Annotated in this window: 14 protein-coding genes and 2 pseudogenes; 8 read left to right on the forward strand and 8 right to left on the reverse strand. The window is 62.4% G+C overall.

Annotation, left to right across the window (positions count from 1 at the left end):
- Nucleotides 1-185: 185 nt before the first annotated feature.
- The 3 genes from M5G17_RS26120 to M5G17_RS26130 form a co-directional block, all read right to left on the reverse strand.
- Complete coding sequence (locus M5G17_RS26120; protein ID WP_273895748.1) at nt 186-545, reverse strand: hypothetical protein; 360 nt, start codon at nt 543-545, stop codon at nt 186-188.
- A gap of 222 nt (nt 546-767) precedes the next feature.
- Nucleotides 768-1388, reverse strand: a complete 621-nt coding sequence (locus M5G17_RS26125; RefSeq protein ID WP_273895749.1) for a tyrosine-type recombinase/integrase — start codon at nt 1386-1388, stop codon at nt 768-770.
- A gap of 173 nt (nt 1389-1561) precedes the next feature.
- The gene (locus M5G17_RS26130) at nt 1562-2047 is read right to left on the reverse strand and encodes a hypothetical protein (RefSeq protein WP_273895750.1); all 486 of its coding nucleotides are present in this window, start codon (nt 2045-2047) and stop codon (nt 1562-1564) included.
- Between the two features lie 560 nt (nt 2048-2607).
- Between M5G17_RS26130 and imm45 the strand changes: the two genes are divergently transcribed.
- The 4 genes and pseudogenes from imm45 (at nt 2608) to M5G17_RS26150 (ending at nt 12802) form a co-directional block, all read left to right on the forward strand.
- The gene (gene imm45, locus M5G17_RS27460; protein ID WP_337993370.1) at nt 2608-3156 is read left to right on the forward strand and encodes an Imm45 family immunity protein; all 549 of its coding nucleotides are present in this window, start codon (nt 2608-2610) and stop codon (nt 3154-3156) included.
- 237 nt (nt 3157-3393) lie between these two features.
- Nucleotides 3394-3465: pseudogene (locus tag M5G17_RS27770) on the forward strand (ESPR-type extended signal peptide-containing protein); the annotation flags it as partial.
- A 33-nt stretch (nt 3466-3498) separates the two neighbouring features.
- Nucleotides 3499-9696: pseudogene (locus M5G17_RS26145) on the forward strand (autotransporter-associated beta strand repeat-containing protein); the annotation flags it as partial.
- A gap of 1945 nt (nt 9697-11641) precedes the next feature.
- Complete coding sequence (locus M5G17_RS26150) at nt 11642-12802, forward strand: HPP family protein (protein ID WP_273895753.1); 1161 nt, start codon at nt 11642-11644, stop codon at nt 12800-12802.
- Here the strand turns inward: M5G17_RS26150 and M5G17_RS26155 are convergent.
- Nucleotides 12776-13639 carry a LysR family transcriptional regulator gene (locus tag M5G17_RS26155; RefSeq protein ID WP_045196624.1) on the reverse strand — a complete coding sequence of 288 codons (864 nt, stop codon included), beginning with the start codon at nt 13637-13639 and terminating at the stop codon, nt 12776-12778. The two genes, M5G17_RS26150 and M5G17_RS26155, sit on opposite strands and share 27 nt — an antisense overlap.
- A gap of 69 nt (nt 13640-13708) precedes the next feature.
- Complete coding sequence (locus M5G17_RS26160) at nt 13709-14197, reverse strand: Lrp/AsnC family transcriptional regulator (RefSeq protein ID WP_273895754.1); 489 nt, start codon at nt 14195-14197, stop codon at nt 13709-13711.
- A 119-nt stretch (nt 14198-14316) separates the two neighbouring features.
- Between M5G17_RS26160 and M5G17_RS26165 the strand changes: the two genes are divergently transcribed.
- Together M5G17_RS26165 and M5G17_RS26170 are read left to right on the forward strand one after the other, a co-directional pair.
- Nucleotides 14317-15351 (forward strand): histone deacetylase family protein, encoded by a 1035-nt coding sequence (locus tag M5G17_RS26165; RefSeq protein ID WP_273895755.1) that lies wholly within the window; start codon nt 14317-14319, stop codon nt 15349-15351.
- 58 nt (nt 15352-15409) lie between these two features.
- The gene (locus M5G17_RS26170; protein WP_273895756.1) at nt 15410-16801 is read left to right on the forward strand and encodes an amino acid permease; all 1392 of its coding nucleotides are present in this window, start codon (nt 15410-15412) and stop codon (nt 16799-16801) included.
- Between the two features lie 120 nt (nt 16802-16921).
- Here the strand turns inward: M5G17_RS26170 and M5G17_RS26175 are convergent, their stop codons facing one another.
- The 3 genes from M5G17_RS26175 to M5G17_RS26185 all read right to left on the reverse strand — a co-directional run bounded on the left by M5G17_RS26175 (nt 16922) and on the right by M5G17_RS26185 (nt 20842).
- A complete protein-coding gene (locus tag M5G17_RS26175) occupies nt 16922-17752 on the reverse strand; it encodes a nitrilase family protein (protein ID WP_273895757.1) in 831 nt (276 codons plus the stop codon).
- The gene (locus M5G17_RS26180; RefSeq protein ID WP_273895758.1) at nt 17749-19182 is read right to left on the reverse strand and encodes a purine-cytosine permease family protein; all 1434 of its coding nucleotides are present in this window, start codon (nt 19180-19182) and stop codon (nt 17749-17751) included. Before M5G17_RS26180 ends, M5G17_RS26175 begins: the two co-directional genes overlap by 4 nt.
- A gap of 172 nt (nt 19183-19354) precedes the next feature.
- Nucleotides 19355-20842, reverse strand: coding sequence for an aldehyde dehydrogenase family protein (locus tag M5G17_RS26185; RefSeq protein WP_273895759.1), 1488 nt, complete (start codon nt 20840-20842; stop codon nt 19355-19357).
- 158 nt (nt 20843-21000) lie between these two features.
- Here M5G17_RS26185 and M5G17_RS26190 point away from each other — a divergent pair, with 158 nt between their 5' ends.
- Complete coding sequence (locus tag M5G17_RS26190; RefSeq protein ID WP_273895760.1) at nt 21001-21945, forward strand: LysR family transcriptional regulator; 945 nt, start codon at nt 21001-21003, stop codon at nt 21943-21945.
- A gap of 85 nt (nt 21946-22030) precedes the next feature.
- On the forward strand, nt 22031-23440 hold the full coding sequence (locus M5G17_RS26195) for a DOPA decarboxylase (RefSeq protein WP_273895761.1): 1410 nt from the start codon (nt 22031-22033) through the stop codon (nt 23438-23440).
- Nucleotides 23441-23464: the final 24 nt, after the last annotated feature.

Consider the following 23464-nt stretch of genomic DNA (forward strand, 5'->3'; position numbering starts at 1 on the left):
GGGTTCATGGAGCCCTTACAGCCAATTTCCCCGGATGGCTCTGTCAATCACGAAAATAAGATCGGCAAAAATTCTGACTTACGGACACTCACGCATCGGTCACCGCCCCATTACTGAGAGCCACCAGCGTCAGTCGCGAATCTGGACTCGTTGTATTCGCTCCTGAGGGCCATCGTATTTTTTGGCTACCAAAGCAAGATGGGAAATATGTCACGTCGCGTACTCACGACGTAAGACTCTAGTCCATTTTTCTCCGGAATGATTTTTAAGCCCATTCCGGTGCTGAATTTGATGGTTAGCACCCCAAAATCATCAATTGAAAACACTTCCACATCAAGGTTTAAAAAATCAAACAACAAAGGGCTGGTAGTAGCGTTTTCACCATGCCCCTCCTTGCATATTTTTTTGTTTTCAGTGACAAATGGACACTGAACTAATATGCTTCCCATGTCACCAAAAAGCAGCGTCTGCGAACCCACTCCGACAGTTATCCCAGTTAGAGCGGAAGGAGTCATTTCTGCCAAGCCTGAATTACTTAGAGTCATAATCGGGCTCTGTTCTAGCGGTGGATGTATTAGGCATCATATATCTTAAGCGGTTTTCATTTTATGCGGATTATACAAAGTTGCTATGGCTTTCGCTAAGACTGACCGCCCGACTCTTGCCCAAGAAGCTCCGGCGAACATCTGCTCTTCGCCGTTAGGAGCCCATGCTGAAGGGCTGCTATGGGTCGGACAGCGACGGTCATAGACCGTCGCTGTAGGCTCTCAGGCCTCCGTCTGCTCCGCCATCTCCAATGCGTCATCGACTTCGATACCTAGATATCGCACCGTGCTTTCAAGCTTCGTATGGCCGAGCAGGAGTTGAACTGCCCTCAGGTTTTTTGTCCTGCGATAGATCAATGATGCCTTCGTACGCCTCATCGTGTGGGTGCCATACATTGTTGGGTCAAGGCCAATAGCTTTTATCCACGCTTTGACGATTCGGGCGTACTGCCGGGTGGAGAGATGCACTGAGGCGTGTAGGCGGCTTGGAAAAAGGCAATCCTCGCTATGGAGACGGGCTTGATGTATCCAGGCCTCAAGGGCCAGCCGCGTTTGCTCTGTAATCTCAAACTGTACGGGGCGCTGGGTTTTCTGCTGCATCACCATTGCTCGTGATGACACGTGCTCCCCATGAGCAACGTCGCGTACGCGAAGCTTGGTCAGATCGCAGGCTCGTAGCTTGCTGTCGATGGCCAAATCGAAGAGAGCTAAATCACGAGTGTCTTGCGCGATTTGAAGCCTCACCCGAATGGCCCAGATATCTTTCAGTCGGAGCGGGGCTTTCTGCCCGACCAGTTTCCCTTTGTTCCAAGGCTGACGTCTGTTGGTTGCAATGGCTTTCATGGCTTGTCCTCCATGTGAGGGAGGGCAAGGATGGCCAAATCGGCTCAGAGGCGCTCACCGACCCAAAGCTGACGGTGGGCATAGGCAGCAATCGGCCAGCAGCGGACGCTCCCGAGTGTCTACTTAATCAGCGGTGATTCAGGGGCTGGGGGGATACATAGTTGATTGCCACGCTAATCCCCAAGCTCGAATTGCTTAAACCCCACGCGCCTGACGTAAACCCAAAAGTCATCCTTTGGCTCATACTGCTCCATGCAAACACTGTGATTCTGGCACAGTTCATCTACGTCGATCAGGATGTGATCCCAATCGAAGTCAGGGTTCTTGGAAATGGCGTAACTAGGATAAGGTTTGTCGAGATCGAAGTGGATCGAGTACACGAACAACGGAGATTCCCACGGCATGTAGGTTTCGTACAACCGTATCAGTTCGGGCATCTGTGCTTTACAGCGCTGTTCGGCAAACTTCAGTGCCTGGGGCAAATCATCCCACGCAGCCTTGACCGCGCATTGCGCAGCGGCGAGCCTAGCGCAAGGTGGCTCGTCATTGTGGTGTTGGACGTAAATCAATTGGCTGCCGAACTGGAATTCGCATTGCCAGACACCCGAGGGAACACGCCAGTGGCCAAGCATGGATTCGTTCAGTAGATTGATGTCCATATGGGTACCACACAGATTGAAAGGTGCTCAGGTTACCCTCTCAAATACCAGCCTGGGAATGCAGTTGGCGTTTGGGCCATTAGTCCGACACCCACGGGATCCGACCGGCAGTATTGGGTCGCAACCGGTCGGTTGAGGATAACCGCTTTCGACCCAAGTCTTCCCTTAGTACCGCTTGTAAACTGTCGGTAGAGCCCTTTTTCCAACTAGTGCGAGTTGATGCCAGTGGTCCAAAAAACGACAGTAGCCAGCATCTTAGGTCCTTGGAAGGGAGCGGCTTCGACAGCACTACTAGAACGCTGTCGAAATGCGTGGGACACGCCTTTTGTAGAGCTTTCAGATCTCATGGTCGCTATTTTTCTGAACCAGCGAGTCGCCGTTCCTCAGATGCTGGTCGAGGCCAAACGGCGGTTGAGTTCAAAGCCCCGTGATGACACAGAGTATTTTGATGGACAGCTAGCTGAGGCAGTTCTCGGTGCTGACAACTGACCGATCCTGGCCGGTTAGCGACCGTTGCTCTGGTTAGCCATCCTTGTCCCTCCACACGTGGAGGACATGACATGGACACCATCGCAACCCGCAGCCGTCAGCCCTGGAGCAAAGGGAAATTGGTCGGTCAGAAACCCCCGCTACGCCTGAGAGATAGCTGGGCCATCCGAGTGAGGCTTCAAATTGCAGAGAGAACTGAGGATCTGGCTCTCTTCGATCTGGCCATCGACAGTAAGCTTCGCGCTTGCGACTTAACCAGGCTCCGCGTGCGAGACGTCGCCCACAGCGACCACGTATCATCACGAGCCATGGTGATGCAGCAGAAAACACAGCGGCCAGTGCAGTTTGAGATCACTGAACAAACACGCTCCGCTGTCACGGCCTGGATACATCAGGCCCAGCTACGCAATGAGGACTGCCTTTTCCCCAGCCGGATGCATTCCTCAGAGCATCTATCCACTCGGCAGTGGGTTGTAGCGAACTGGGATAAGTGGATCTATCCGGACTGTGAAATTTCGCAAGTCCTTGTGATTAATAGTTATAAACCCGGCTCGCACTCGTTCGCTGAAGTGCAGGAGCTGCCTGTTGGTAACCTTCAAAGTGTGCCGCCACGCAAATGACTGCATTATTGGGTCGATAGCTGCCGGTCGTGGACGACCGCTATCCGGTCAGAAGCGGTCACCGCGTCTGTACTAGCTCAGGAGTGATTCAGTACAGCCTGCAAAAAAGATAAGACGTTTATTGAATGGTCGAGCCCTATTTTTTTTGCCTCGAATTGTTTTACTCTTGAACGATTACCGTCTCGGCCCGCGCGGCTCCATCGGGAAGACTTTTCAAACCACAAGGAAGTGTGCGTAATGAATCGTGTATTTGCGTTGGTATGGAATGCTTCGTTGGGCTGCTGGGCGGTCACTCACGAATACAGCAAGCGCTGCCGTAAAGGCTCGCGACGCCCAGGCAAGTTGGTTTTGGCAGCTTTGCTGCTGAGCACGGGGTTCAGTTCGACGGCCTTTGCAACCTGTTCACCGGCCAGCCCGGCGGCGGGCGCCACCGTCACCTGCAGTGGCAATGCCACGCTCATGCTGACCAATTCCTTCTACAGTGCCGTCGATGACTTGACGGTCAACGTCACCAGCGGCTCGACCTTCAATTCCGTGCTCGGCGGAGCGGCGTTCAACCTCACCGGCAACAACATCACCTTGAACAACGCCGGCACCATCGACCCCTCGTTGCTGGGGCTGGTGACCCTGCTCAGCGACGGCGCGGTGATCGGCAGCGGCGCGGCAGGCACGGTGAGCGTCAACAACACGGCCTCGGGGTTGCTCAGGGGAACTTCGGGCGTGCTCGGGTTGAACCTGGGGACCCTCAACGGCATGGCGCTGAATATCAACAATGGCGCCGGCGGCAGCACCAGCATTGTCAACGACGGTACCATCAGCTCACTGTCCCTGCTGGGGCTGACCCTGGTGAGTGCCGATGCGCCGGTGGTGGCGGTGTATGGCGGCTCCCAGGTGTCGATGAACAACAGCGGCTCGCTGGTCGGTCGGGTGGCTTTCCAGTCCTCCGCCGGCGGCAACAGCTTCGTCAACAGCGGTTCAATTATCGGTGGCGTGTCCCTGGGCGCTGGCAGCACCAACACCTTCACCGCCATTACCGGTTCCACGGTGCAGAGCGGCGGCGGCACGGGGGGGAGCCTGGGCGGCCTGGTGGGGGTCGACCTGACCTTCGCCCCCACCGGGCAGATCGATGGCGGGGCCGGCGGCACCAACAACCTGGTGCTGCAAAATCCCCTCGGGATCGGCGGCGGCACTTCTGGTTCGGGCACGGTGTCCAGTGCCACCTACGTCAACTTCAACAACCTGGTGCTCAACAGCGGCACCTGGACCCTGCAAGGGCCGCTGGTCAGTGGCAGCACCACCCTCAATGGCGGTGTGGCGCTGTTCAACAACAGCGCCACCTTCGGCAACGGAGTGCTGACGTCCAATGGCGGGATACTGCAGGCCAGTAGCGCCGGCCTGACCCTGAGCAATCTGATCAGCCTGGGCAGTGGCGGCCTGGTGCTGCAGGGCAGTAACGGCGCCACCCTGGGCGGGGTGATTTCCGGCAGCGGCGGCCTGACCAAGAACGGCAGCGGACAGCTGACCCTCAATGCTGCCAACACCTACAGCGGCAACACCACCCTCAACGCCGGTACCCTGCAGGTGGGCAACAACCAGGCGCTGGGCAGCGGCAGCCTGACCGTTGGCGGGGCCGCCACGCTTGCCGCGCCAGGTACGGTCAACCTGGCCAATGCGCTGATCCTCAACAACAACATGAGCACCAGCGGGGCAGGGGCACTGACCCTGTCCGGGGTGATCAGCGGCAGCAGCGCAATCAACAAGGGCGGCAGCGGCAGCCTGACCCTCAACGGTGCCAACACCTACCAGGGCGGTACCCTGCTCAATGCTGGCACCCTGACCCTGGGCAACGCCAGCGCCCTGGGCAGCGGCGCGCTGACCGTGGGCGGCGCCAGTTCGCTGAATGCCAGCAGCGCCCTGGCGCTGAACAACGCGATCAATCTCAATGCCGCGCTAACGGTGGGCGGCAGCAACGCCCTGACCCTGGGCGGGCTGGTAGGGGGCACCGGTAGCCTGGTCCAGGCCGGTGCCTCGAGCCTGACCCTCAATGGCGCCAACACCTACAGCGGCGGCACTCTGCTCAACGGCGGGCGTCTGGTAGTAGGTAACAACAGCGCCCTGGGCAGCGGCGCGCTAACCGCGGCGGCGGGCACCACCCTGGACAGCAACAGCGCCGTGACCCTGAACAACCAGGTCAACCTGAGCGGCGGGCTGAATATCGGCGGTACGGCCGACCTGGGGCTCAGCGGCCTGGTCGCCGGCGCCGGCAGCCTGATCAAGAATGGCTCGGCCAACCTGACCCTCGCCGGCAACAACACCTATGCCGCAGGCACCACCCTGAATGCCGGGACCCTGACCCTGGGCAGCAATTCGGCGCTGGGCAGTGGCGCCCTGACCGTGGCCGGGGCGGCCAACCTGGACAGCAACGGCGTCTATGTCCTGAACAACAACCTGACCCTGAATTCCGCCCTGAGCGTGCTCGGCAGCAATGAGCTGAGCCTTGGCGGCCTGATCAGCGGCAGTGGGCAACTGGTCAAGAACGGTGCGGGCAACCTGACCCTCAACGGCATCAGCACCTACCTGGGCGGTACCACCCTGAATGCCGGAACCCTGACCGTCGGCAACAGCAGCGCCCTGGGCAGCGGCGCGCTGACCGTGGGCGGCGCCGCAACCTTAGACAACGGCGCGCCACTGAGCCTGGCCAACGATGTCACCCTCAATGCCGACCTGACTCTGGCCGGCACCAATGACCTGGTGCTGGCCGGGATCGTCAGTGGCAACGGCGGGCTGATCAAGAACGGCCTGAGCGACCTGACCCTGCAGAGCAGCAACAGCTTCAGCGGCGCCCTGGACATTGCTGCGGGCAGTGTCACCACCCTGGTCACCGGTGCCCTGGGCAATGCTTCCGGGGTCAATATCGCCCTGGGCGCGGGCCTCAATCTCGGCGCCAGCGACATGGTGGCCGGGCTGACCGGTGGGGGTTCGCTGCAGGTGAACTCCGGGATGGCACTGAGCGTCGGCAGGGGCAATGCCAGCAGCAACTTTGGCGGCAATATCGACGGCAACGGCCAGTTGCTCAAGATCGGCAGCGGCACCCTGACCCTCAGCGGCATCAATGATCTGTCCGGAGCCACCCTGGTCAATGCCGGCACCCTGAATGTCAGCGGTTCCCTGGCCAGCTCCAACGTCATCGTCAACAACGGCGCCAGCCTGACCGGCAGCGGTGCGCTGCTGGGGGCGGCGAACGTCGCCAGCGGCGGTCACCTGGTCTTGAGCTCCGGCAATGTGCTGTCGGTGAACTCCCTGTCGCTGGCCAGCGGCAGCAACCTGGATGTCAGCCTGGGGGCGCCATCCACCACTGCACTGGTGAGCGTGGGCGGCAACCTGGCCCTCAATGGCCAGCTCAATGTCACTGACGCCGGCGGTTTCGGCGTCGGCCTGTATCGCTTGATCAACTACACCGGCAACCTCTCGGGCCTGGGCCTGAACGTGGCCAGCGTGCCGGTGGGTTACAACCTGGGCGACCTGGTGGTGCAGACCAGCGCGGCCAATCAGGTCAACCTGCTGGTGTCGTCGGCCAACGCCGGTATCCGTTTCTGGGACGGCAGCCAGACCGTGCCCAACGGGGTGGTGGACGGCGGCGCCGGCACCTGGACGGCGGCGGGTACCAACTGGACTTCGGTGGACGGCACCCTCAACCAGACCTGGGCCAGCGATTTTTCGGTGTTCCAGGGCACTGCGGGTACGGTCACGGTGCAGGGGCCGCAGAGCTTCACCGGGATGCAGTTTGTCACCGACGGCTACAACCTCCAGGCCGGGGCAGCGGGGGCGTTGACCGCGGTTAATGGCACTGGCGGCAACACCGCGATTCGTGTCGACCCGGGCGTGACCGCCACCCTGGGCGTGGACATCAATGGCAGCGGCACCCTGGCCAAGCTCGATACCGGGACGTTGGTGCTCAATGGCGCCAACACCTACAGTGGCGGCACTCTGTTCAACGGCGGGCGCCTGGTAGTAGGTAACAACAGCGCCCTGGGCAGCGGCGCGCTGACCGCGGCGGCGGGCACCACTCTGGACAGCAACAGCGCCGTGACCCTGAACAACCAGGTCAACCTGAACAGCGGGCTGAATATCGGCGGTACGGCCGACCTGGGGCTCAGCGGCCTGGTCGCCGGCGCCGGCAGCCTGATCAAGAATGGCCCGGCCAACCTGACCCTCGCCGGCAACAACACCTACTCGGGCGGCACCACACTGAATGCCGGAACCCTGACCGTCGGCAACAGCAGCGCCCTGGGTTCCGGCGCGCTGACCGTGGCCGGCGCCGCGGCCCTGGCCAACAGCGCTCCGCTGGTGCTGGCCAATGACGTCAATGTCAACGCGGCCCTGACCCTGGGCGGCAACAACGACCTGACCCTGGCCGGGGTCCTGGCCGGCAGTTCGACCCTGATCAAGCAGGGCTTGAGCGATTTGACGCTGACCGGCACCAACAGCTTCAGTGGCCTATTCGACGTGCAGGCCGGCAGCCTCAGCACCCTGGGCAGCGCTGCCCTGGATAACAACTCGAGGGTCAACCTGGCCGCCGGCAGTAGCCTCAACCTAGGCGGCTCGGCCAGCCTCAGCCTCAGCGGCAGCGGTGCCGTGGTCATTGCAGGCGGCAATGCCCTGACCCTGGGCAGCACCAACCTGGGCGGCACCTTCGCCGGCAGCCTCGGTGGCAGTGGGCAATTGATCAAGGCTGGCAGCGGCACTCTCACTCTGAGCGGCAGCAGCGGCCTGACCGGCAATACCAGCATCAACGACGGGGTGTTGAATGTCAGCGGCTCCCTGGCCAGTGCCCTGGTCGAGGTCAACAGCGGCGCGACCCTGACCGGCAGCGGCAGCCTCGGTGGTTCGGTGGTGGTGAACGATGGCGCTCATCTGGCCCTGAGCACGGGCAATACGCTGTCGGTGGGTTCGCTGCTGATGGGCAGCGATGCCAACCTGGACGTCAGCCTTGGCGTGCCGGTTAGCGGCGGTGGCAATCCGCTGCTGAATGTCATGGGCGACTTGAATCTGGACGGCACCCTGAACGTCAGCAACCAGGGTGGCTTCGGCACGGGTGTCTATCGTCTGGCCAACTACGGCGGTGTCCTGACCAATACCCTGACGCTGGGCAGCCTGCCTGGCAGTGTGACGCCGGGTGACCTGCAACTGCAGACCGCGGTGAGCAACCAGGTCAACCTGCTGGTCACCGAACCTAACACCACCGTGCTGTTCTGGGATGGATCGCAGACCACGGGCAACGGCGTGATCGAGGGCGGCAGCGGCACCTGGAACAGTGCCGGCAGCAACTGGAGCTCGGTGGACGGCACGGTCAACCAGGCCTGGGGCGGCAGTTTCGCGGTGTTCCAGGGCACTGCCGGGACCGTGACCGTGGACGGCCCCCAGAACCTCACCGGCATGCAGTTCGTCAGCAACGGCTACAGCTTGGTGGGCGGCAACGCCGGCCAGTTGAACCTGGTCAACGGCGGCACTGGCAATACCGCGATCCGGGTCGACCCCAACGCCACCGCGACCCTGGGGGTGACGCTCAATGGCAGCGGCACCCTGGCCAAGCTCGATACCGGCACCCTGGTGCTTAACGCGGCCAACGGCTACACCGGCGGCACCGCGCTCAATGGCGGCAAAATCGTCGTCGGTAACAATGCGGCGCTCGGCACCGGCGCACTGACCACCGCCGATGGCACCGCACTGGACAGCAACGCCGCCCTCACACTCGGCAACGCCGTGGCGCTCAACGGCGGGCTGACCGTTGCCGGCTCCAATGCGTTGACCCTTGGCGGTATCGTCAGCGGCGCGGGCAGTCTGATCAAGGCCGGCACTTCTAGCCTGACGCTCAATGGCAACAACACGTACAGCGGCGGTACTGTGCTCAGTGGCGGAACCCTGGTGCTGGGCAACAACTCCGCGCTGGGCACCGGTGCATTGGTCGCCGCCAAGGGCACCACGCTGGACAGCACTGCCGCCATCAACCTGGCCAACGCGGTGGCACTCAACGGCGGGCTGACGCTGACTGGCCGCCATGACTTAACCCTCAGTGGCGTCGTCAGTGGCAACGGTGAACTGAACAAACAAGGCGCCAGCGAGTTGACCCTGAGCGGCAACAATACCTTCAGTGGGGTGTTGAACATTCTCGATGGTACGTTGAACCTGATCAGTAATACTGCCCTGGGCAATGCCGACTTGAACGTTGCCAGTAACGCGTTGGTCAGTGTCGGCGGGCTCAACAACATCGATGCACTCAGTGGTTCGGGTGCTCTGCTGCTGGCTGCAGGCAGCACCATGCAAGCGGGTGCAGGCGGAGCCAGCAGTGTCTATGACGGCTCGGTCAACGGTGCCGGCCACCTGGCCAAGGTCGGCAGCGGCAAGCAGGTCTTCAATGGCAACTCGACTGTCGGTGGCGGCACCACCGTCGCGGCCGGCAGCCTGATCATCGGCGGTGTCGCAGGCTCCAGCGCCAGCCTTACCAGTGATGTCGATGTGGCTCTGGGTGCCATGCTCGGCGGCCATGGCACCATCAATGGCGATATCAACCTGGCCAGCGGCGCGACCCTGAACCCGGGCAACTCGATTGGCACGCTGAAAGTCGCCGGCGACATCAGCTTCAACAGCGGCTCTACGCTAATCATTGAGGCCGATCCTGACGGCCGCTCCGACCGAGTGATTGCCACCGGCACCGTATCGCTTAACAGCGCGGGCCTGAACATTGTGGCCGGCACTGGCAGCTGGGCACCGAGTACCCAGTACACGATTGTCGAGGCAGGCAACGTGACCGGCACCTTTGGTAGCGTCAAAAGCAACCTGGCCTTCCTCACGCCGCAAGTGATGTACGCAAGCAATGCCGTGACCCTGGGTCTGCAGCGTAACGATGTCGCTTTTACTTCGGTCGCACAGACCTACAACCAGCGTGCCGTGGCCGGGACGCTGGATGCGGCCGGCGCGGGTGGTTTGTATAACGCGGTCGCCGTGCTCAGCGCCGATCAGGCACGCTCGGCTTACGACAGCCTGTCTGGCGAGATCCACGCGAGCACCCGCGGCGCGCTGTTCGATGACAGCCGCTACGTGCGAGATGCGATTGGAGCGCGCCTGCGCAGTGCTCAAGGCCAGGCACCGAGTGAAGGCGTGCTGCATGTCGATGCGGACAGCAGCATAACCTTTTGGGTACAGGGCTATGGCGGCTGGGGTGATGCCGATGGCAATCGCAATGTCGCTGACCTCGAGCACAACAGCCAGGGCATGCTACTGGGGCTCGACATGCCGCTGAACGAAACCTGGCGCGCAGGTCTGGCTGTCGGTTATGGCAACACTGATCTGAAAGCCGATGCCAGAAACTCGTCGGCCAAGGTCGACAGCACATCGCTGACGACCTACCTGGGCGGTCAGTGGGATGCGTTGCACCTGCGCGTGGGCGCTTCCCATGCCTGGAACGACGTTGACAGCAGTCGCCACGTAAACGTCGGCAGCGTGCAAGAGCACGTCAAGGCCAAGTACGACGCCAGTACGACACAGGTGTTCGGTGACTTGGGTTATGCCGTCCAGGCAGGTGACCTGACCCTTGAGCCTTTCGTTGGCCTGGCCCATGTCGAAGTCGACAGCGACAGCTTCCGCGAACATGGCGGCAGCACTGCGTTGCGCGGCGACAGCGAGAAGGACCGTGCGACTTATTCCAGCCTGGGCCTGCGTGCGAGCACTCCAGCGGCAGAGGTGGCCGGGGTGCCGTTGAGCGTACAGAGCAGCCTGGCGTGGCAGCGCGTGCTTGATGGGCCAAGCGAAGACAGCCGCCTGACCCTAGGGGGGTATGACAGCTTCACCGTCAAGGGGGTGCCAGTTGCCCAGGACACCGCGCTGGTACAGCTCGGTGTCAGCGCCAAACTTGCCCCGCGAGCGAGCCTCGACCTGGACTACTCCGGGCAGATCGGCGATGGCTATAGCGATCACGGTGTACGTCTGGGGCTCAATATCGCGTTCTAAGTTAAGAGCCTGCGCGGTGCAACGCCGCGCAGGTTTTCTCGATAGCACAACAGACTACATAAAGCCGCCGGATAGCCCGCGTCTGCGCAATATAAGGGTGAGGCGTATGACAGTTCCAGCCTTGCGGTGTGCGGCGCGTCTCTAACAGTACTCAGAACCAGGCGCTACCTGCACTGATATCGACCGGCAGCTTTTGGCCGATTGCTGTCAGTGGTGACCGGCCGCTGATCGTGTCCCAGGAAGTGGTCACTCCCCACCATGAACGGGCAGTCCACGCCTCATCCCTCAAAAAAACTGCAGCCAACCTTCAGTTTTTTGAATTACCACCCGCCACGCCAACCCCGGCAAAATCCCGTCCCACGCAACACTCAAAAAATTCCATCTCCAAGGACGGAGCCCATTAGGTATTGCCCCTCGCGATACTCAGCCCAGCCAGTTTGGCCGGGCTTTTTTTACTGCCCAGGTGCCCGATTTACCCATGTCTACCCGTGGTCTGAACAACTGGTTCAGCCGGCTGCTGCCGGCCCCGCTGAATATCCCTCCCAAAGAATGGCTACGCGCAGGTGTCGGTGCGTTGCTCGGTCTGTTTCTCGCAGGCTTGGCCTGCAGCCTGGCCTTTGGCCCGACGGTGGCGCTGCATTTGCTCGGGCCGTTGGCGGCCTCGGCGGTGTTGCTGTTTGCCGTGCACTCCGGGGCATTGGCGCAGCCTTGGCCGTTTATTGGCAGCTATGCCAGCGCCACTGCGGTAGGGCTGGTGCTGCACCATTGCTTTGGTTCGGCCTTGTGGGTCGCCGCCTTGGCCCTGGGGATAGCGATCCTGGTGATGTGCCTGCTGCGCTGCCTGCACCCGCCGGGTGGCGGGGTGGCGGTGAGCGTGGTGCTGGCGGACTCGTCGCTGGCGGCGATGGGCGATCAGGTGTTTGCGCCGATCATGCTCAATGCCCTGGTGCTGGTGGCCGTGGCGGTGATCTACAACCGCCTGACCGGGGTCCGTTACCCCAAGACTGCCGCACCGCGCAAAGACCTGTACCACACTGATGATGTGCTGCCCGGGGAGCGCGTCGGCGTCAGTGGTGAGGACCTTGACCAGGCGCTGGAAGAGCTCGGTGAGTTTGTCGACGTCACCCGCGATGAGCTTGAACGCATCATCATGGCCACCGAGCAACAGGCGCTCAAGCGCAGCCTGGGCGGGATTACCGCCGCTTCGGTGATGTCGCGGGATGTGCAACTGGCCACGCCGCAAACCAGTTTGCAGCAGGCCTGGCAGTTGTTGTCGAGCCACCATTTGCATACCTTGCCGGTACTCGATGAAGAGCGGCGCCTGGTGGGGATCGTCACGTTGAGCGACCTGGTCGGGCCGGCCATGGCCCAGGGGCGTTTCAGCTGGCGCGGGCTGTTCGGGCGCAGGCCCAAGGTGCTGCTGGAGCAGATCATGAGCCGGCCGGTGATTACCGTGCGCAGTGATGAGCCAGCAGTGGCGCTGATTCCGTTGCTCAGCGAGCAGGGGCTGCATTGCTTGCCGGTGATGCAAGGGCAGGTGCTGGTGGGGGTGGTGACCCAGACCGATCTGATTGCCGGGCTCAAGCGCCAGTTGTTGAGCCAGGCGACGGGCTCAGATCACCGGGTCCCAGCGCTGTGACCAGTCACTCTCACCGGCGACCACTTCGCGTAGCACCCTGAATGCCTGCTGCAATGCCTCGCTGTCGCGTTCGCGGGCGTACACCAGGTAGGTCGGGTAGGTGAACTCCGGTGCTTGCGGTACGCGCTCGAACACGCCGCTGTCCAGGTATGCCTGCACCACGCGGGTACGGAAGTAACCGCTGCCGCCGTGTTCGAGGATGTACTGCAGTGCCAGTGGCCCGAGGTTGAAACTCAACGCCGGGCGCGCGCATTCGGGCAGGGCGGCGTCGTGGCGGCGGCGAAAGGCCTGGCCCCAGTCGATGTACACGTAGGGTTCGGGTTTGTCCTTGCGGCGGATGCGGATGAGCTTTTCTTCCATCAGCTGTTCCACCTGCAGGCCCGGGCCGTAGGTGGGTTGGTAGACCAGCACGGCATCGAGCACGCCCATTTCCACCTTGTGCAGCAAAGACTCGCCGTCGCTGACTTCGCTGCGGATGGCATGGCCGGGCATCTCTCGGTGCAGGGCACTGACCCAGCCGAGCACCATGGGGTTGCCGAGGCTGACTTCGCCGCCGATGTGCAGCACCTGGTGGCAACCTTCAGGCAAGGGCAGGTCGCGGCGCGCGGCTTCCCAGGTTTGTACCAGCTGGTTGGCGTAGACCACGAAGGCCTCGCCGTCGGCGGTAAGGCTGGCGCCGCTGCGGCTGCGGATGAACAACTGGCAGGCCAGCTGCTGCTCAAGCTTTTGTACCCTGGCGGTGATGGCTGTCTGGGTAACGTGTAGGCGTTCGGCAGCGGACACCAGGCTGCCGGTGCGGACAATTTCAAGGAAGGTGCGGGCCAGCTCGATATCCATGGGGCAGCCTGGTTCTGGGGGTGGGTCATTCTAGTGGCTTTGCACCGGTTTGGGGCAAAGCCTGTGCCTTCATCCGGGAATGGCCATGCGGTGGGTGGCCTTGACCTCGCGCAGGGCCAGGCTCGACTGGATCGAGGCAATGCCCAGTTGCCGGCGCAGCACCTGCTCGATGAAGTCGCTGTAGGCGTCCAGGTCGGTGGCCAGCACTTGCAGCAGGTAATCGGCATCGCCGGTGATCTTGTGGCAGGCAATCACTTCCGGCAGTTGCAGTATCACCGCCTCGAAATCATCCGGGGCCTGGTCGCTGTGGGTGGCGAAACGGATCTGCACGAAGGCCATGATTTCCAGGCCCAGCAGGCGCCGGTCGAGGTTGGCCTGGTAGTCCTTGATCACGCCTTCTTCTTCCAGGCGCCTGCGCCTGCGCCAGCAGGGCGTCAGGCTCAGTGACAAGCGCTCGCTGAGTTCGGCGTTGGACATGCTCGCATCGGCCTGGAGCAAAGCGAGGATGGCGCGGTCGGTGTCATCGAGGGTGACGCGTCTGGATGATTTTTTCGCCATATCTGCCTCGGGAGGATAGTTCGCCTCAAAAAGCTAACACGGCGAGAAGATAAAGCAAAAAAAGATCCGTGTGCCCGGAATAGGCTATTTGCACACCCACTGATCAAGGCTCTCTCGCCATGCTGACTGTCTTCAGCCCCGACCACCGCCTGCACCACGGCACCGAACTCAAGGACGGGGTGCTCAAACCCTCCTTCGAACAACCCAGCCGCGCCGACACCGTGTACGAGCGGGTCAGGCTCACGGGCCTGGGCGATATCGTCTCGCCGCGGGCGTTCGACCGCGCCTGTTACGTCGCCGCGCACAGCGAGCGCTATGTCGCTTTCCTCGAAAGCGCCTGGCGCGAATGGACCGCTATCGGCCGCAGCCACGATGCCTTGCCGCTGGTGTGGCCGGTGCGTGACCTGGCCAATGAGCGCGTGCCGGAGTTCATTGATGGCAAGCTGGGCTTTTTTGCCATGGATGCCGGCGCGCCCATTACCGCCACCACCTGGCAGGCGGTGAAAACCAGCGCCGACCTGGCCCTGACCGGCCTTACGCTGATCAACGAAGGCCAGCGCAGCGCATTTGCCCTGTGCCGGCCACCGGGGCATCACGCCGCGCGCGAATATATGGGCGGCTACTGCTACCTGAACAACGCCGCCATCGCCGCCCAGCACAGCCTGAGCCTGGGCGCCCGGCGGGTGGCCGTGCTGGATGTGGACTTTCACCACGGCAACGGCACGCAGAACATTTTCTATACGCGTAATGACGTGCTGTTCGCCTCGATCCATGGTGACCCGGCGGTGTCGTACCCGTACTTTTCCGGCGCGGCCAGTGAGCGCGGTAGCGCTGCGGGGGAGGGCTTCAACTTCAACTATCCGCTGGCCAAGGGCACCCGCTGGGCGGCCTATCAGCAGGCGCTTGAAGAGGCCTGCCAGCGCTTGCGCAGCTATGGCCCCGAGCTGCTGGTGATCTCCCTTGGCGTCGACACCTTCAAGGATGACCCCATCAGCCATTTCCTGCTGGAGAGCGAAGACTACTTCACCATGGGCGCAGCCATCGCCAAGGTCGGGGTGCCGACGTTGTTCGTCATGGAGGGCGGCTACATGGTCGATGAAATCGGCATCAATGCGGTCAACGTGCTCCAGGGCTTCGAAGGCGCTTGCGCCTGAGCAACATGCAACGACGGCTACTGCCTCGACTCGACAACAATAACCAAGAGCGTGAGCGATGAAAGCAGAGACCCACGGCCACCGGCACAGGGGGCTGCAGCGCACCCTGAGCAACCGCCACATTCAGTTGATCGCCCTCGGTGGTGCCATCGGCACCGGGCTGTTCATGGGCTCGGGCAAGGTCATCGCCTTGTCCGGTACCTCGATTCTGCTGATCTACATGATCATCGGTTTCTTCTTGTACTTCGTCATGCGGGCAATGGGCGAACTGTTGCTGTCGGACTTGAAGTTCAAGTCCTTCGCCGACTTTGCCGGCGCCTATATCGGTCCGCGGGCAGCGTTTTTTCTGGGCTGGTCGTATTGGCTGAGCTGGTGCGTGGCGGTGGTGGGCGATGCGGTGGTGGTCGGCGGCTTTTTCCAGCACTGGTACCCGGATGTGCCCGCATGGGTGCCGGCAATCGGCATGATGCTGACCCTGTTCGCCTTGAACGTGCTGACGGTGAAGTTGTTCGGCGAGGTGGAGTTCTGGTTCGCGATCATCAAGATCATTGCTGTGTTGACCTTGATTGCGGTGAGCGTGGTGCTGGTGGCTACCTCGTTTGTTTCGCCGACCGGGGTGACGGCGTCGCTTGCGCACCTGTTCCAGGCCGAGGCGGCGTTTCCTCATGGCATCAGCGGTTTTTTCGCAGGCTTTCAGATTGCGATTTTCTCCTTTGCCGGCACCGAGTTGATCGGTACCACCGCGGCAGAAACCCGCTCACCAGAGACCGTACTACCCAAGGCGATCAATGCCATTCCGATCCGCATCATCCTGTTCTATGTGGTGTCTCTGGCGTGCATTATCGCGGTGACGTCCTACGCCCATGTGGCAGCGGACAAGAGCCCGTTCGTGGAGCTGTTTCTGCTGGCGGGGTTTCCGGCTGCGGCGGGGATCGTCAACTTCGTGGTGCTGACCTCGGCGGCGTCATCGGCCAACAGTGGCGTGTTTTCCACCAGCCGGATGTTGTTCGGCCTGGCTGACCAGGGCAATGCGCCGGGGCTGTTCAAGCGCCTTTCCGGTAACAACGTGCCGCTGGCGAGCCTGGGGTTTTCGACGCTGTTGATGCTGTTCGGGGTGATGCTGCTGTTCATCTTTCCGCAAGTGATGACCGTTTTCACCATTGTCTCGACCATCTCGGCGATCCTGGTGATCTTTACCTGGTCGACGATCCTGGTCTCGTACCTGTGTTATCGCCGTTCACGGCCTGACTTGCATGAGCGTTCGCTGTACAAGTTGCCTGGTGGGGTACCGATGGCCTGGGTGGCGTTGGGCTTCTTGCTGTTTGTGCTGTCGCTGCTGGCGTTGCGCCCGGACACCCGCCTGGCGTTATGTGTGATGCCGTTGTGGTTTGTCGGTTTGGCGCTGGCGTATCGGCGGGTGCAGGGCAGGGGTGTTGTGGTGGAACTGTAGATTTTTAGCAAGGCTTTGCCTTGCATCGCTGGCAAGGCCAGCTCCCACAGGTCCGGTGTTCACAGAACCATTGTGGGAGCCGGCGTTGCCAGCGATGGGCTGCGCAGCAGCCCCAAAAACTCAGTCATACAGCACTGGTTGGCGATCCCTGTGAACATCGTTCAGGGCGCTGATGCGCTTGTCCCGGGCTTCGCTCAGATCAAGGCGGGCATGGATGATTTGGGTGCCCGCTGGCGCCTCGTGCAGCGGCCCGGCCAGAGGGTAGCCATTGGCATCGACAATCACCGAACCGCCGACCCAATCCACCTCGCGCTCGTGGCCGTTGCGGTCGCACGCGGCGATGTACAAACGGTTGACCGAGGCATTGGCCTGTACCCGCACCACCTCTGCTGGCCGCTCGCCCTGCGGCCGCGGGCCGTCCGGCCAGTTCACCGGTGCGCACAGCAGCTCGGCGCCGGCGAGGGCGGGCAGGCGTACCCACTCGGGGAACTCGAGGTCGTAGCAGATCATCACGGCAATGCGCCCAAAGCGCGTATCGATCACCGGCGGCGGTTGCCCGCCGGGGCTGAAGATGCGCTTTTCGTCATTCCACAAATGCGCCTTGCGGTACACCGCGCGCACGCCTTTGGCATCCACCAGGGCGGCGCTGTTGTACAGCTCGTCGCGCTCGGTACGCTCGCAAAAACCGCCGACGATGACGATGTCCAGTTCCGCCGCCAGGGCTGCCCATTGGCGCAGGGTTTCGCCGCTGGGGGTTTCGGCCAGGCTCAGGGCTTTGTTGCGGTCGGCGAACACGTAGCCGCTTTGCACCAGCTCCGGCAGCACCACCACCTGGGCACCTTGCCCGGCGGCGCTGCGGATCGCCTGCAGGGCGCGTTCGCGGTTGTACTTCAGCTCGCCGATCTGTGGCGCCAGTTGGCAGCAGGCGACCTGTATCAGGGTTGAACTCATGCGTGGGCTTCCTCAAGCAGGCGGTCACTGGCCGCCGCCAGGCGTTGTTCGCTGTGCAGGTCGAGCGAGCGGCACAGCAGGGCATAGACGCTGCCGGTTACCAGCAGGCCAATCACAAATGCAATGTCGGCGCCGCCCAGGGCAGCGGCGGCGGGGCCAGTGTAGAAACTCAAGGCCATGAACGGCACCATCGCCAGCAGGCCCAGGCCGTAGGCGATCAGCCCCGGCTTGCCCCAGGCGCCGTAGATGCCCTCGGGGTTGAAAATTTCGCTGATCACGTAGTGGCCCTTGCGCACGCAATAGAAGTCCACCAGGTTGACCGCGGTCCAGGGCACCAGGAAGTACAGCATCAACAGCACGAAGGTGTTGAAGCTGCCCAGGTAGCTCTCGGGGATGGCCAGGGCCACGATGAAGACGATGCTGGCGATGACGCTGATACCGGCCACGCGAATCTTCAGCGATGGTTGGACCTTTTTGAAACAGTCGATGGCACTGATGCTGGTGAGCATGGCGCCGTAGCAGTTCACCGCCATGATGCCCACCAGCGCCGGTACCGAAATCAGTACGGTGAAGGTGCCCAGGCCGGGGAGGAACTGGTTGCCCACTTCACGCACACTGGCAATGGCGTCCGGCGCTGGCAGCGCCGAGGCAAGGAAGGCGCCCAGGGACATCAGCCACAAGGCCGAGCCGGCCGCGCCCAGGTAGGTCCAGAACACCACTTTGGCGGTGGGGGTGTCGTGCGGCAGGTAGCGCGAATAATCGGAGACATACACCGAATAGCTGATCTGGTAACCGGCGGCTGCCGATAGCTGCACCAGGAACGCGCCCCAGGAAAATTGCGGGGCCTGCAGCGCGGCATCGGCCTGCAGGGTCAGTAGCGCGCTGACGGTGAGCACGCCGAACACCAGGATCATCACGTAGGTCAGCCAGCGTTGCACGGTGTGCAGCAGGTCGTGGCCGACCACCGCCAGCAGCACAGCGATAACGATCAGCCCCAGGTACCAGGGGGTACGCTGGCCAGGCAGGACGGTGTTGATGGCGTCGGTGGCGAGGATTACGTTGAAGACATTAAAACCAATGTACACAAACACCACGGCAGCGAACGGCACGATGGCGCCCTTGAGGCCGAATTGCGCCCGTGACTGGATCATCTGCGGCAGGCCCATGCGCGGACCCTGGTTGGCGTGGAAGGCCATGAAAAAGGTGCCGAAGCACACCCCGAGCACGATCGCCAGAATTGAATAAAGCGCACCCAGGCCCAGGGTCGGGCCGGTGAAGCCGGTGACCATGGTGGTGAGGACGAAGTTGCCGGTGAACCAGAACGGCGCCTGGTGCCAGACCTTGCCGTGGCGCTCGCTGCGCGGCACATAGTCGATTGAGCGAACCTCGATGCGCGGGCGTGCAGCCCCCGTCTTGTTGGCGTTGTCCACGGCAGTACCTCGTGTTGTTTTTATGGGGTAGCTGGCCGATGGTCCGACAGACGGTGGCAGAGGGGAATCGTTGGTATCAAAAAATTACTTCATGATTTTCATAACAATCGGGGCATTGGTGGGAGCAGCGATGCGGCGCCCCGACTTGCCCCGCTCCCACCGGTTTTTGGTGTCAGTAGCGGATCATCACCGACTTGAGCTCGGTGTAGTCCTCGATAAACGCCCCGCCAAACTCGCGGCCGATCCCCGAGGCCTTGACCCCGCCAAAGGGCAGCGCCGGGTCGAGCAGGGTGTGCATGTTCACCCACACTGTACCGGCCTGTACCTGCGGCACCAGGCGCATGGCCTTGCTCAGGTCGTTGGTCCACAGGCTGGCGCTCAGGCCGTACGGGCTGTCGTTCATCAGGGCGATCAGTTGCTCATCATCGTCATAGGGCAGGAAGGTCGCCACCGGCCCGAAGGTCTCTTCGGTGTGCAGGCTGTCGTGCACCGAGTTGGCGAGGATCACCGTCGGCTCCACGTAGCAGCCAGGGCCTTCGATCAAGCGACCGCCATGAATGATCTGGCTGTTCTCGCTACGGGCCTTGGCGAACAAGGCGCCCAGTTTTGCCTGGTGCTGCTTGTTGCTCACCGGGCCGAATTGGCTGGCTTCGTCCAGCGGCGAGCCGATCTTCAGTTGCGCCAGGCGTTCGCTCAAGGCACCGGTGACGGCCTCGATCTGTGAACGGTGCACATAGAAGCGCTCGGCCGCAGCGCAAATCTGCCCCGAGTGCAGAAAGCCCGCCTCGATAATGCCATCTACCGCCTTGTTCACTGGCACATCGCGCAGGAAGCCTGCGGCATTCTTGCCGCCCAACTCCAAGGTGACGCGGGTCAGGTTGGCGGCCATGGCGCCCTGGCCAACGATAAGGCCGGTCGGCACGGAGCCTGTGAACGAAACTTTGTCGGTGCCGGGGTGTTCGATCAGCGTCTTGCCGGCCAGGCCGCCACCGGTGACCACGTTCAGCGCGCCTGCGGGCAGGCCGGCTTCGATGGCCAGTTCAGCGATGCGCAAAATGGTCAGCGGGGTGAATTCGCTCGGCTTGATGATAATGCTGCAGCCGGTGGCCAGGGCCGAGCCCAGCTTCCATATGGCGATCATGGTCGAGAAGTTCCACGGCACGATGCCCACCACTACCCCGATCGGTTCGCGCAAGGTAAAGGCGGTGTAGCGTTCGCCATTGAACGATGGCAGCGACGGGGTGATGGTCTGGCCGCTGAGCTTGGTCGCCCAACCGGCGTAGTAACGCAGGAAGTGCGCGGCCTGGTCGACCTCGAAGTTACGCGAGAGGCTGATCAGCTTGCCCGACTGGCAGGTCTCCAGCTGTGCCAGCTCTTCACGGTGTTGTTCGATCAGGTCGGCCAGTTTGTGCAGAACGCTGGCGCGCGCGGCAGGGGCGGTCTGTGACCATTGGCTGAAGCCTCGGCGCGACGAGGCGACGGCATCATCGACAGTGTGCCCGCTGGCCTCGGCTACGCGGCTGATGACCAGGTCGCTGGCAGGGTCGATCACCTCGAGGTAGCGGGCATTGGATTCAGGCTGCTGGCGGCCATCGATGAAAGAGGTGTGCTGACGCTCAAGAAACGCGCGCACTTGGGGCAAAAGGCTGATGTTGCTCATGTATTATCCTTAACGAAAAGCAAAGTCCCGACGCTAGCATAGCACCAAGGTGTCGCCTTGACTGAGCCTGCCGACAGCCATGTGCGGGCCTGCCAGGCACTTTGTATTTCGCAGGTTTTGGCCTTAGGCTGCGCCATCCGCCGGTGCAGGAGCGCCCCTTGAACCCGATCTTCGCTTCCCTGAGCATTGCCCATTTGCGCGCGCTGCACACCCTGCTGCAGTTGCAGAACCTCAGCCATGCCGCCGAGCGCCTGGGCAGCAGCCAGTCGGTACTCAGCCGGCAACTGGCGCACATGCGCGAGGCCTTCGACGACCCGTTGCTGGTGCGCCAGGGCCGTGGTTACGTATTGAGTGAGCGCGGTGCCAGCCTGCTTGCCCCGCTGGAACAGGTGTTGGTGGAGCTTGAGGCGTTGCGCCAGCCCGAGGTCTTCGACCCGGCGCGCTGCGAGCGGCGCTTCTGCCTGGCGGCCTCGGACTACATCGCCGAACACATGCTGCCGTTGCTGGTCAGCACCCTTGAGCGTGAAGCACCGGGCGTGTCCATCGAGTACCGCACCTGGCAACCGGGCCAGTACGAGCTGCTTGCCAGCGGTGCAATCGACTTGGCCACCACGCTGTTTGACGAAGCCCCGGCCAACCTGCACGGGCGCATGCTCGGCGAAGACCGTGCGGTGTGCCTGATGCAACGGCAGCACCCGTTGGCGAGCCAGGCCGAGTTGAATCAGGAGCACTACTGCGCCTGGAAGCATGTGCGCATTTCTGGTGGCGGCGACAAGGACAGCTTTATCGATCGCCACCTGCGCGAGCAGGGCCTGAGCCGGCGCATCAGCCTGCAGGTGCCGTTCTATTCGGCAGCGGTGCGGGTGATTTGCAGCAGCCAGGTGCTGGTCACCGTGCCCGAGCACATCGCCCGCCAGCTCAGCCGCCTGCATCCATTGACCTGGCGGCCCTTGGCGTTTGTCCAGCACACCCAGCGCTACTGGGTGGTCTGGCATCAGCGCCTGCAGAACTCGGCCGAGCATCGCTGGTTGCGCAACCTGGTGTTCGAGCAGTGGCAGCAGTCGCAGTTCGGCGTGCACGGCGGCCATGCGCATTCGCCATAGCAGCTATGCGCCGGGCGGCGTTTTTCCCCGGCCAGCCAAGGCCTAGACTCAAGCTCCCGTTACCAATGACAACAGGAGCCGTTGCATGAGCCCGGAAGAATTTCGCAAGCAGGGTCACCAACTGATCGACATGATTGCCGACTACCGCCAGGGGGTCGGCGCGTTGCCGGTCATGGCCCAGGTCGAGCCCGGCTACCTCAAGGCGGCCTTGCCGGCTTCGGCGCCGCTGCAGGGTGAGCCCTTCGCGCAAATCCTCGCAGACGTCGATCAACTGATCAAGCCCGGTTTGTCCCACTGGCAGCACCCGGATTTCTTCGGCTACTTCCCCTCCAACGGCTGCTTGTCGTCGGTGCTCGGTGACTTTCTCAGCACCGGCCTTGGTGTGCTTGGCCTGTCGTGGCAGTCCAGCCCGGCGCTCAGCGAGCTGGAAGAGACCACGGTGGACTGGCTGCGGCAAATGGTCGGCCTGTCGGATCAATGGAGCGGGGTGATCCAGGACACCGCGTCCACCAGCACCCTGGTGGCCTTGATCAGCGCCCGCGAGCGCAGCAGCGATTACGCCCTGGCCAAGGGCGGTCTGCAAGGTCAGGGCAAGCCGCTGATGATCTACACCAGCGCCCAGGCCCACAGCTCGGTGGACAAGGCGGCGTTGCTGGCAGGTTTTGGCAAGGACAACATCCGCTATATCGAAACCGACGAAAACTTCGCCATGCGCCCCCAGGCTCTGGCGGTGGCTATCGAGCAAGACCTGGCCAACGGCCTGCAACCTTGCGCGATCGTCGCGACCACCGGCACCACCGCGACCACGGCCATCGACCCGCTACAGCCGGTCGGCGAGATCGCCCGCGAGCATGGCCTGTGGCTGCACGTCGATTCGGCCATGGCCGGCTCGGCAATGATTTTGCCCGAGTGCCGCTGGATGTGGGACGGCATCGAGCAGGCCGACTCGATCGTGGTCAATGCGCACAAGTGGCTGGGCGTGGCGTTTGATTGCTCGTTGTACTTCGTGCGTGATCCGCAGCACCTGATCCGGGTCATGAGCACCAACCCCAGCTACTTGCAGTCGGCGGTCGACAGCAAGGTCAAGAACCTGCGCGACTGGGGCATCCCGCTGGGGCGGCGCTTCCGTGCCTTGAAGCTGTGGTTCATGCTGCGTAGCGAAGGTATCGAGAGCCTGCAGCAGCGCTTGCGCCGCGACCTGGACAATGCCCGCTGGCTGGCTGACCAGGTACGTGGCAGCGACGAATGGGAATTGCTGGCGCCAGTGCAGTTGCAGACCTTGTGCATTTGCCATCGGCGCGAGGGCCTTGCCGGTGACGCACTGGATGCGCATACCCGGCGCTGGGCCGACCGGCTCAATGCTTCGGGCGTGGCCTACGTGACCCCGGCGACCTTGAACGGCCGCTGGATGGTGCGGGTCTCGGTGGGGGCGTTGCCGACCGAGCGTGAGCATGTGGTTGAGCTGTGGCGCAATTTGCGAGAAGTGGTTCAGTAGTGAGTTTATCGCGGGGCAAGCCCG

Origin of the sequence: Pseudomonas rubra (assembly GCF_028656935.1) — a bacterium.
Lineage (GTDB): Bacteria > Pseudomonadota > Gammaproteobacteria > Pseudomonadales > Pseudomonadaceae > Aquipseudomonas > Aquipseudomonas rubra.